Raw genomic sequence first — 9,718 nt, 5'->3', positions numbered from 1 at the left:
TTTTCAGCCGGCTTGCCGCAGGCGGCGACGGAGAGGGCGGCGACGGCGGCGCCGGCGACGAGCAGCTTGCGAAGGATTTCGGTGGTCATGGTCCCTGGGTCCCCTGGAAACGGAGGTTAGAGCGTCATACGAAGCGACCCGGATAGGGAACGTCGCGTACGCAGGTCAGGAATATGCCGCGCTTCGCGCAGAGGGCAAGGCTTTAATTCACGCCCTCGTGATCACTTTTGATCCTGGGTCGACTTCCGCAGCGAAAACCGGGGCATTTGCTGGGTTTGGCGCATCGGCGTCGCGGCATGGCTCCAAGGGCCCGGCGGCGTATATAGGCGGGTCGGCGGAGGGAAATACATGGATTTGACGGTGAGCGACGCCACGCGCGGGCGGTTGATCGACCTGCCCGGGCGCGACGGGGCGATGGCGGGCCTCGAGTTCGGGCCGTCCGATCGGCCCATCGACATCGTCTTCGCCCACGCCAACGGCTTCAACGCGCGCACCTACCGCACCATCCTGGAGCCCTTGGGCGACAGGCTGCGGGTGCTGGCGGTGGACCAGAGGGGCCATGGACGCTCCACCCTGCCCACCGATTCGGCGGGCCGTGGCTCCTGGTACGACCTGCGTGACGACCTCCTGGCCCTGCTGGCGGTTCTGGACCTGCGCGGGGTGATCCTGGCCGGCCATTCCATGGGCGGCGCCGTCAGCGTCCTGGCCCAGGCCGCCGCGCCCGAACGGGTGAAGAGCCTGGTCCTGGCCGACCCGGTGGTGATTCCCTCGGTCAGTGAGGCCGAGGCGACCGCCAATTCGCCGCTGGTCCAAGGCGCCCTGCGCCGCCGGGCGGTGTTTCCCAGCCGCGAGGCGGTGATCGCCGCCTATACGGGCCGCGGCGCCTTCGCGTCCTGGAGCGCCGACATGCTGGCGGACTACGTCGCCGACGGCTTCCGTGACCGGACCGACGGCCAGGTTGAGCTTAGCTGCGCGCCGGCCTGGGAGGCGTCGAACTTCACCTCGCACGGCCACGACACCCTGGGCGCCTTCGAGGCCGCCCGGGTCCCGATCCGCATCCTGAGGGCGGCGGAGGGCTCGACCTGCCGCGAGCATCCCCGGCTGGACGCCCTGCAGGCGGCCGGCCGCATCCGGATCGAGACCATTCCCGGAACCACCCACTTCCTGCCCATGGAGCGCCCCGACCTGGTCCAGGCCGCCTTGCGCGAGGCGGCGGCGGCCTAGAGAAAAATCCGATCTGATTGGATCGGATTTTTCTCAAGCCTCTTTGAATTTAGACCATTTTCTTCGCCGAACCGGCGTCCACTTCGGCGGAAAATGGTCTAGCGTCCCAGCGCCACCAGGCTCCCGAGGACTAGCAGCGCGATGAAGGCCGTGGCGCCGACCAGCACCAGGATCGGCCGCCACCCCACGCGCGCCAGGTCGCCCAGGGCGGTCTTGGCGCCCAGAGCCGAGATCGCCGCCACCAGGCACCAGCGCGAGGCGTCCGACACCGGCCCGGTGATCGCGGCCGGAACCACGCCCGTCGAATTGGCCGCCACCAGGACGGCGAAGGCGATCAGGAAGGCGGGGACCAGAGGCGGCCGCGCGGCGCGGGCGCCGGCCTCGATCAGCGCCGAACGGTAGATCAGCGAGATGATCACCACGGCCGGGAGCAGCAGGGCCACGCGGAACAGCTTGACGATCGTGGCGGTGTCGCCGGCCTGAGGCGAGACGCTGTAGCCCGCGCCCACCACCTGGGCGACATCGTGGATCGTCGCGCCGAAGAAGACCCCGGCGGCCACATCGCTGAGGCCCAGCAGGGTCGCCAGCGCGGGATAGATCACCATGGCCACGGTCGAGAGCGTGGTCACGCCCACGACGGTCAGCACCACGTCGCGGTCATGGGTCTCGCTGCGCGGCAGGCAGGCGGCGATCGCCAGGGCCGCCGAGGCGCCGCAGATCGCCACCGCCCCGCCCATCAGCACCCCCAGGGGTCCGCGCAGCTTCAGCGCGCGCGCGAGGCTCCAGCCGACCAGGATAGTCAGGAGCACGGCCGCGGCGGTGAGCAGCAGGGTTTCAAGCCCCAGGGTTCTCACCTGGTCCAGGGTGATTCGCATGCCCAGCAGGGCGACCCCGATCCGCAGCACGTGACGGGCGGCGAAATCCAGGCCCGGCCGGCAGCGCGGGTCGTCGCCGGTGAAGTTCACCGCCATGCCCAGCAACAGGGCGAACAGCATCACAGGCGCCCCGTAGTGCTCGGACAGCCACTGCGCCGCCAGGGCCACCAGCCCGGCGATGATCAGGCCCGGCGCATAGCGGCGCGCCCGGGCCAGGAGGCGGGGCGGCTCGCCCTGCGGCTGCGCCGACCAGGGCGGCGCGCCCTCCAGAGAATCGAGGGACCGGAACGCCAGCTGGTCGAGGTCATCGCGCATCGGCGGGGGGCGACCTAGAGCGCAAGGCCCGGCGTCAGCCGGGCCACGAACGCCGCCTGGGCCTGGGCGCCGATGTCGATGATCTTGCGCTTGTCGAGGTCGAAGGTGATGGCGATGGCCTCCGAACTCGCCCAGGGGCGACCACTCAGGGGGTCGACCATCCAGTGGACCGCGCGACGGATGCGCGGGGTGCTGTCGGCGATTCCCGAGCGCAACTCTACTCGGTCCCCGGCCCTGGGCCAGTCGAGATAGAGTACCCGGTACTCCAGCACGGCGCCGCCCAGGCTGGGCGGCGGCTCGCCCGGAATGGGATCCGGCCCCGGTCGATCCTCGCCGAACAGCCGGGTGATCCCGTCGGAGACCCGGCCGATGAACCGCTCGGCGCTCATGCGGCCGAAAACGTCGCATTCCGACGGTCCGACGACGCCCAGGCCGATGCGCATCAGGTTGAGCTCATCGGCCCGCGCCAGGCTGGCGGTGGGCGTCACCGGGCCGAGGTCGACGCTGCGGGCCGCCGCATGGGCCGGGACCTCGACATGCAGGGCCTCGGCCCGCTGGCGTATCCGCTCGGGCCAGGGGAAGGGCCGAAGGTCGGCGGCGGTGGCGTGGTCGACCCGGAACTGGAAGGTGGCGGCGGGCTCCCCCGAAGCGTGATGCAGGATGACCAGCAGCCGCGCGTCGCTCTCGCCGATCTCGACCACGCCGCCGGTCGCCTGCAGCCAGGCCCCTGCGCGGGCCTCGCGCAGGAAGCGCATGTGCAGTTCACGGATGGCCAGGGTCGCTTGCCCGTGGGCGGCGAAGGCGTGCGGCATGCCCAGCGTCGCGGCCAGTCCCGCTAAGCCCTCCAGGGCCTTGGCCACCCAGAACCGGACGTTCAGGTGGCCCATCTCGTCGCATTCCCAGGTGTTGACGCCGCCGCTCCAGACCTCGACGCCTTGGCTTGTCACGTGATTGTCCCCCGGAATTGCGGCGGCGACCTTAGGGACGCTTGGACGGCGGCGCTAGCGCATCCGCTGAGCGATGGCGGCCGTATCTGCGTCGTGGCAAGCTCCACGGCCTGGAGGAACCTCGATGTCCGATCCCCCGTCCGCGGAGGCGCTGGTCCACCGCCATGCCCTCGTTACGCGGGTCACCCACTGGATCAACCTGCTGGCCATGCTGGTGCTGCTGGCGAGCGGCCTGCAGATCTTCAACGCCCACCCGGCGCTCTATTGGGGCGACGCCTCGGTGTTCGCCGAGCCCTGGGCGGCCTTGCAGGCCAAGGACCTGGGCGGGGAGCGGGTGGGGGTCACCAAGATCGGCGACATCACCCTGCAGACCACGGGCCTGTTCGGACTCTCAGGCGCCCCCCAGGCCCAGGAGGCGCGGGGCTTCCCCGCCTGGGCGACCCTCCCGGGCTACCGCGACCTGGCCTCGGGCCGCCGCTGGCACTTCTTCTTCGCTTGGCTCTTCGCCCTGAACGGCCTGGTCTACCTGGCGGGCAACCTCGTGAATGGGCACTTCAAGCGCGACCTGCTGCCGGAGCGCGACCAACTCAGGCCCCGCCACCTGCTGCACGAGATCGCCGACCATGCCCGCCTGCGCTTCCCCAAGGGCGAAGAGGCGCGGCGCTACAACGCCCTGCAGAAGCTGACCTATCTGGCGGTGATCTTCGTTCTGCTGCCGGCCATGGTCGCCACGGGGCTCTCCATGTCGCCGGGCCTGAACGCCGCCTTCCCCTGGCTGCCCGACCTGTTCGGCGGCCGACAGTCGGCGCGCACCCTGCATTTCATCTCGGCCGGCCTGATCGTGGCCTTCGTGGTGGTTCACGTGCTGATGGTGCTGGTCTCCGGGCCCATCAACAGCCTGCGTTCCATGATCACCGGCCGCTTCGCCATCCGCGTCGGAGCCCAGCCATGACCGTCTCCCGACGCCTGCTGCTGGGCGCGACCGGCCTCCTGCTCGGGGCCTGCGACCGGCTCAGCATGAGCCCCGGCGTGCAGCGCGGCCTGGCCACGGCCGAGGGCCTGACCCGCCGGGCCCAGCGCCTGGTCATCAACCGCACGGCGCTCGCCCAGGAGTTCCCGGAGGCGCAGATTTCCCCCGACTTCCGCGCCAACGGTTCCATCGGCCCATCCGATCCCGACTACCGCGCCCTGGTGAAGGGCGGTTTCGGCGACTGGCGCCTGGCCATCGACGGCCTGGTGGAGCGGCCGCTGTCGCTCAGCCTGGCGGAGCTGCGGGCCCAGCCCTCGCGCACCCAGATCACCCGCCACGACTGCGTGGAGGGCTGGTCGTCGATCGGCAAGTGGACCGGCGCCAGGCTCGGCCCGCTGCTGGACCGCGTGGGTCTCAAGCCGGAAGCACGCTTCCTCGTCTTCCACTGCGCCGACACCCTGGACCCCAACGCCACGGATGGGGCCAACAAATACTATGAGAGCATCGACCTGATCGACGCCTACCACCCGCAGACCATCCTGGCCTATGCCATGAACGGCCAGCCCCTGCCGGTGAAGTACGGCGCGCCCTGCCGCGTGCGCGTCGAACGCCAGCTCGGCTACAAGCACGCCAAATACCTCATGCGCATCGAGGCGGTGGCCGACTACGCCCACCTGGGCCGCGGCAAGGGCGGCTTCTGGGAAGACCGCGGCTACGAGTGGTACGCGGGGATCTAGTGAGGCCCCTTCGCCACCAGCTCGGCCTCGACGGCGCAGGACGCGGGCTCGGCCGTGGCGGTCTTGCGCAAGGCGGCGATCTCGGTGCGGGCGGCCTCCAGGTCGGCGCGGAACTGCGGGTCGCCGTGCAGGGTGGCGACCAGGGCGCCGCCATTGGTCCGGCCGGCCTCCACCGCGCTCACGGTGTGCACGCCGCAGATCACCCGGCTCTCGCCGTAGGCCCGTCCGCGGGCCAGGATCGGGGTCGCCCGGTCCGGCGCGATCTCGGCCAGGATCAGGCCGATGCTCCAGCCCCAGGTGGCGTGGCCGGAGGGATAGTCGGGGCTGGCCGCCAGACTGTCGGACCTGGGCACGCAGATATTGCCCTCGGTGATCAGGTAGGGCCGCTTGCGCTTGAAAACGTCCTTCACCGCGGCGACCTGCCGGCCCGCGTCCAGGCCGACCCGGCCCAGCAGGGCGTTCAACTTCGGCGCGTTCTGCGGGGTCAGTTCGACGCCGACCGCGCAGCTGAAGTTCTTCAACATGGCCTGGGGCAGGGTGGGGACGTCGTTCTGGGCCAGCGCCCAGCGCGGGGAGCCCTCCGACGCGCGGGTCGTCTTGAAGACCTCCTGGTCGCGGGCTTCGCGCGACGAGCCCGTGGCCGGCGCCGGCGCCAGGATCCTGGCCGCGTCGGGCCAGGTCTGCGGGGTCAGATAACCCATGGGCAGGCTGGGGGCGGGGGCGGCGGCCTGCTGCGCCACGGCCATGCCGGCGGCGGCCAGGGCCACCACCAGGGCGGCGCCCATCACTCTGCGATCCATCATCCCCTCCCGGATTTTTCGTTGGCGCGATCATGCTCAGGCCGGGTCCCCATTCAAGCGGTTTGACGCCTTGAAATTGAGATTCTTCATTTCGGGCTTGAGAAATTGAATATCTTGAGTCTAGGATTGAGAAATTCAACCCGGACCGGCCATCTTGACCCAGAAACCTCATCACGACTGGCAGGCGCTCACCGAGCTCACCCAGGGCAAGGCCTTCGTGGTCGAGCGGGTGCGGCTCGTGGAGTCCGGCGTCGCCATCGAGGGCGGCTTCGAGCCGCCGCAGCTGGCCAGGCTCTCGGCCGAGGACCAGGTCTTCGTCGCCGCCTTCCTCAAGAGCCACGGCTCGATCAAAGAAATGGAGGCGGTGTTCGGGGTCTCCTACCCCACCATCAAGGCGCGGCTCAACCGCATCGCCGGGGTGCTGGACCTGGTGGAGATCGACGTGCGGCCGTCGCGGGCCGACGTGCTGGAACGCCTCAGCCGCGGTGAGATCGACGCCGAGGCCGCCATCGCCGAATTGGAGGGACGCCCATGAGCGGAACCCCGATCCGGGCGCTCGCCACCCTCCAGGCCCGCGCCATGCGCACCGCGCGCCACCAGCGCCGGCGGACCTATGTCAGGTCGGGCGAGCGGCCGGTGATCCGTCTGTGGCTGCCGCTGACCGCCCTCTTCCTGGTCCTCTCGCCCTTCGCCTTCCTGCTGCTGATCGTGGCGGTGTTCGTGCCCTGGCCGCGCGGGGTCAGCCCGTTGGACGCGGTGCTGTCGGTGGGCCGCGTGCTGCTGTCCCTCGGCGGAACCGAGGTCGATGTCCAAGCCCCGGACGCTCTCGTCCGCATCAAGATCGTCTAGGAGACGCCGCCATGAGCGAAGACCGCCGCTCGATCCTGCAGATGCTGAGCGAAGGCAAGATCACCCCCGACGAGGCCGAGCGCCTGATGGCCGCCCTCGAGCGTGGACCCCAGCCGGCCTCCGGCCCCGCGCCCGGCGCGCGGCGCAATGTGAAGTACCTGCGGGTGGTGGTGGACACCGACGAGGGCCACGACGGCCCGACCAAGGTGAATATCCGGGTGCCGATGAACCTCCTGAGCGCCGGGGTGCGGCTCTCCAGCATCATCCCGCCCATCGCCCGGGAGAAGGTCAATGCGGCCATGGCCAAGAACGGCGTGCCGTTCGACCTCAACCAGTTGAAGCCCGAGAACCTGGAGGAGCTGGTCGAGCAGCTCGACGAGTTGACGGTCGATGTCGATCAGGACCGGACCAAGGTCAGGATCTTCTGCGAGTAGCGACGCCTCCCCGTCGCCGAACTCGGCCGTCGCCTTTGGGATAGGGGCGACGGCCGTCTTTTTCGGCCTAGGCGGGGGTCTTGTCGAACAGCTTGGCCCAGCGGGGCTTGGTGCGGTTCTTCCAGGAGCCCCGGTGGAAGGCGTCCGAGGCGATCAGCGGCACCACGGTGGTGGCTTCGGCGAACACCATCTGTTCCCAGGTGACGTCGACCTTGCCCCAGGAGCAGGCCTCCTTGAGCGTCGAGGACGAGCAGGCGCCGTCGCGCACGTCGGCCACGGTGATCTGCACCGCGTACCTGTGCATCTCGGCTTCGTGGCCCAGGATCTCGGCGCAGACCACGGTGTCCTGGGCGAAGTTCTTCGGCACACCGCCGCCGACCATGAACAGGCCGGTCGTGCCGGCCGCCAGCTTGATGTCGGTCAGCTCGCGGAAATCGGCCACCGTGTCGATGGTCAGGTAGGGCTTCTTGGCCTTCATCCGCTCGACCTGGTGCTTGACCAGGCCGAAGCCCGCCGATGAATCCACGAAGGCTGGGCAGAAGATCGGCACGCCCTCGCGATAGGCGACCTCGATCAGCGAGTCGGGCTTCTTGGCGTTGCCGGCCGCCAGCCACTTGCCCATCTCGTGGATGAATTCGCGCGAGGAATAGGGGCGGGCCTCGAGCTGCTCGCAGATCTCGTAGATCGTGCCGTCGCAGTTCTGCAGCTCTTCCTCGTCGATATAGGTGTCGTAGATGCGGTCGATATAGAGGTCGCGCAGGTCGCGGTCGTCGACATTGGACTGGGCCTGGTAGTGCTTGAAGCCCAGGGCCTCGAAGAAATCCATGTCGACGATGGAGGCGCCGGTGGCGACGATCGTGTCGATCATCCCGTACTTCACCATGTCGCGGTAGATGTGCATGCAGCCGCCGGCGCTGGTCGAACCCGCCAGGGTCAGCCAGGTCGAGCAGTCCTTGTCCTCCAGCGACATCGACCAGATGTCGGCGGCCCGCGCCGTGTCGCGGCTGGTGAAGCTCATCTTGCGCATAGCGTCGATGATCGGACGGGCGTCGTACTGGTCGATCGCCACGTGCTCGACGGTGTTGGCCAGCAGCTCGGCCTTGCGGTTCGTCTTCTGAACGTCAGCGTTCATTCTCTGCATCCCTTGAGAGTTTGAGCGCCCGTCCAAAAAATAGGGCGCGGCCGGGACGGAGCGACCGGCCGCGCCAATAACGAATGAGCCGCCGGCTTATTTCCGCCGACGCTTCTTCCCGCGCGCACGCGACAGCTTCACGACGTTCTGGTTCTCCTGCCGGGGCAGGGGGATCGAACGCCGCGCCAGGCCGAACATCGAGGCCATGGGCGCATCCTTGGCCTCGGCGATCTCGGCGTCGCCGAAGCCGTTGAAGCGGGTGTTCATGGCCACGCCATAGGCGCCCAGCATGCCGATCTCGATGTAGTCGCCCTCGCGGACGTCTTCCGGCAGCCAGAACGGGCCCGGCATATGGTCCAGCGAATCGCAGGTCGGGCCCCAGAACTTGAAGGGCTTCAGATTGCCTTCGACCTCGCGCGCCTCGCCGCCCTCGTTGCGGAGCAGCTTGACCGGAAAGGGCCATTTGGCGTGCGCGGCGTCGAACAGCGAGCCATAGGACCCGTCGTTCAGATAGAGCGCCTCGCCCTTGCGAAGTTCGACCTTGGTGACGATGGACGAACCTTCGGCCACCAGGGCCCGGCCCGGCTCGCACCAGAGCTCGGTGGTCTCGTGGACCATCATCTCGGCGAAGCCGCGGTCGATCGAGTCCACATAGTCGGCGAGCGCCGGCGGCACCATGCCCGGATAGACGGAGGGGAAGCCGCCGCCCACATCGACCACGTCGGCGAACACGCCGGCGCGGACCAGGGCGCGGGAGGCCTGGGTCATGGCCGCCTGGTAGGCGGTCGGACGCATGCACTGGCTGCCCACGTGGAAGGAGACGCCCATCAGGTCCTGGGTCGCGCGCCGCGCGGCCAGCAGCAGGGCCGGCGCCTCATGGGCGTCGACGCCGAACTTGCCGGACAGCGAATACTGCGCGCCCTCGGCGGCCACCGCGAGGCGGACGATGAGGTTCAGGTCCTTGGCGTCGCCGGTCGCGGCCAGGATCTTGGCCAGCTCTTCATGAGTGTCGAGCGCGAAGGTGCGCACGCCGTGGTCATGATAGGCGGCGGCGATCGCCGCGCGGCTCTTGACCGGGTGCATGAAGGCCATGCGGGAACCCGGCGCGAACTGCGCGATCAGCTCGATCTCGGGGATCGAGGCCACATCGAAGGAGGTAACGCCATTCGCCGCCAGGGTCTCGATGACCCAGGGCGAAGGATTCGCTTTGACGGCGTAGAAGACGTCGCCTCGAAAATTCGTCTGGAACCAGCGCGCCGCTGCGGCCACCGCGTCCGGTCGCGCTATTGCGACGGGACGTTCCGGGGACCGCTGACGGACCAGGTCCAGGGGCGTATGGTACGTGTGCAATTCACGTAACCCCCATTGGCAGTTGAACCTAGCCGGCGTTAGCAGCGCTTTTCAGGACATCGGGTCCGCCGGAGCGGTGCGAAAT

General features: G+C 69.1%; 11 protein-coding genes. 6 read left to right on the top strand and 5 right to left on the bottom strand.

Annotated features, from left to right (window positions below):
• Positions 1 to 348: 348 nt before the first annotated feature.
• Complete coding sequence (locus tag Q8Q88_RS20800) at positions 349 to 1,224, top strand: alpha/beta fold hydrolase (RefSeq protein ID WP_305677098.1); 876 nt, start codon at positions 349 to 351, stop codon at positions 1,222 to 1,224.
• 98 nt (positions 1,225 to 1,322) lie between these two features.
• On the opposite strand, the gene Q8Q88_RS20795 is transcribed toward Q8Q88_RS20800, so the two are convergent.
• Complete coding sequence (locus tag Q8Q88_RS20795; protein ID WP_305677097.1) at positions 1,323 to 2,414, bottom strand: YeiH family protein; 1,092 nt, start codon at positions 2,412 to 2,414, stop codon at positions 1,323 to 1,325.
• A gap of 14 nt (positions 2,415 to 2,428) precedes the next feature.
• Entirely contained in the window at positions 2,429 to 3,361 is a 933-nt protein-coding gene (locus tag Q8Q88_RS20790; RefSeq protein ID WP_305677096.1) for a thioesterase family protein, read from the bottom strand.
• A gap of 124 nt (positions 3,362 to 3,485) precedes the next feature.
• On the opposite strand from Q8Q88_RS20790, the gene Q8Q88_RS20785 reads away from it, so the two are divergent.
• Together Q8Q88_RS20785 and Q8Q88_RS20780 are read left to right on the top strand one after the other, a co-directional pair.
• Positions 3,486 to 4,313: a cytochrome b/b6 domain-containing protein gene (locus Q8Q88_RS20785; protein WP_305677095.1), complete on the top strand. Its 828-nt coding sequence runs from the start codon at positions 3,486 to 3,488 to the stop codon at positions 4,311 to 4,313.
• A complete protein-coding gene (locus Q8Q88_RS20780; RefSeq protein ID WP_305677094.1) occupies positions 4,310 to 5,068 on the top strand; it encodes a molybdopterin-binding protein in 759 nt (252 codons plus the stop codon). The genes Q8Q88_RS20785 and Q8Q88_RS20780 overlap by 4 nt, the downstream gene beginning before the upstream one ends.
• Here the strand turns inward: Q8Q88_RS20780 and Q8Q88_RS20775 are convergent.
• Positions 5,065 to 5,868 (bottom strand): phosphatase PAP2 family protein, encoded by an 804-nt coding sequence (locus tag Q8Q88_RS20775; RefSeq protein ID WP_305677093.1) that lies wholly within the window; start codon positions 5,866 to 5,868, stop codon positions 5,065 to 5,067. The genes Q8Q88_RS20780 and Q8Q88_RS20775 overlap by 4 nt on opposite strands.
• Before the next feature lie 154 nt (positions 5,869 to 6,022).
• Between Q8Q88_RS20775 and Q8Q88_RS20770 the strand changes: the two genes are divergently transcribed.
• Genes Q8Q88_RS20770 through Q8Q88_RS20760 form a run of 3 tightly spaced genes read left to right on the top strand, consistent with a single transcriptional unit; the run spans position 6,023 to position 7,151 of the window.
• On the top strand, positions 6,023 to 6,403 hold the full coding sequence (locus Q8Q88_RS20770; protein ID WP_305677092.1) for a DUF2089 domain-containing protein: 381 nt from the start codon (positions 6,023 to 6,025) through the stop codon (positions 6,401 to 6,403).
• Entirely contained in the window at positions 6,400 to 6,717 is a 318-nt protein-coding gene (locus Q8Q88_RS20765) for a hypothetical protein (RefSeq protein ID WP_305677091.1), read from the top strand. Before Q8Q88_RS20770 ends, Q8Q88_RS20765 begins: the two co-directional genes overlap by 4 nt.
• A gap of 11 nt (positions 6,718 to 6,728) precedes the next feature.
• Positions 6,729 to 7,151, top strand: a complete 423-nt coding sequence (locus tag Q8Q88_RS20760; RefSeq protein WP_305677090.1) for a hypothetical protein — start codon at positions 6,729 to 6,731, stop codon at positions 7,149 to 7,151.
• Positions 7,152 to 7,218: 67 nt separating this feature from the next.
• Here Q8Q88_RS20760 and Q8Q88_RS20755 read toward each other — a convergent pair whose 3' ends face one another.
• Together Q8Q88_RS20755 and Q8Q88_RS20750 are read right to left on the bottom strand one after the other, a co-directional pair.
• Positions 7,219 to 8,292 carry a deoxyhypusine synthase gene (locus Q8Q88_RS20755; RefSeq protein WP_305677089.1) on the bottom strand — a complete coding sequence of 358 codons (1,074 nt, stop codon included), beginning with the start codon at positions 8,290 to 8,292 and terminating at the stop codon, positions 7,219 to 7,221.
• An 87-nt stretch (positions 8,293 to 8,379) separates the two neighbouring features.
• Positions 8,380 to 9,633, bottom strand: a complete 1,254-nt coding sequence (locus Q8Q88_RS20750) for a type III PLP-dependent enzyme (protein ID WP_305677088.1) — start codon at positions 9,631 to 9,633, stop codon at positions 8,380 to 8,382.
• Positions 9,634 to 9,718 lie beyond the last annotated feature (85 nt).

Source organism: Phenylobacterium sp. (assembly GCF_030697925.1).
Taxonomy (GTDB): Bacteria; Pseudomonadota; Alphaproteobacteria; order Caulobacterales; family Caulobacteraceae; genus Phenylobacterium.
Note: the sequence above shows the minus strand (reverse complement) of the source record. Positions and strands in the feature narration are given on the sequence as shown.

Excerpts from the sequence above, each read along its gene's own strand:
- Q8Q88_RS20800 (WP_305677098.1), top strand. The coding sequence starts at position 349 with ATGGATTTGACGGTGAGCGACGCCACGCGCGGGCGGTTGATCGACCTG.
- Q8Q88_RS20795 (WP_305677097.1), bottom strand. The coding sequence starts at position 2,414 with ATGCGCGATGACCTCGACCAGCTGGCGTTCCGGTCCCTCGATTCTCTG.
- Q8Q88_RS20785 (WP_305677095.1), top strand. The coding sequence starts at position 3,486 with ATGTCCGATCCCCCGTCCGCGGAGGCGCTGGTCCACCGCCATGCCCTC.
- Q8Q88_RS20780 (WP_305677094.1), top strand. The coding sequence starts at position 4,310 with ATGACCGTCTCCCGACGCCTGCTGCTGGGCGCGACCGGCCTCCTGCTC.
- Q8Q88_RS20775 (WP_305677093.1), bottom strand. The coding sequence starts at position 5,868 with ATGGATCGCAGAGTGATGGGCGCCGCCCTGGTGGTGGCCCTGGCCGCC.
- Q8Q88_RS20765 (WP_305677091.1), top strand. The coding sequence starts at position 6,400 with ATGAGCGGAACCCCGATCCGGGCGCTCGCCACCCTCCAGGCCCGCGCC.
- Q8Q88_RS20760 (WP_305677090.1), top strand. The coding sequence starts at position 6,729 with ATGAGCGAAGACCGCCGCTCGATCCTGCAGATGCTGAGCGAAGGCAAG.
- Q8Q88_RS20755 (WP_305677089.1), bottom strand. The coding sequence starts at position 8,292 with ATGCAGAGAATGAACGCTGACGTTCAGAAGACGAACCGCAAGGCCGAG.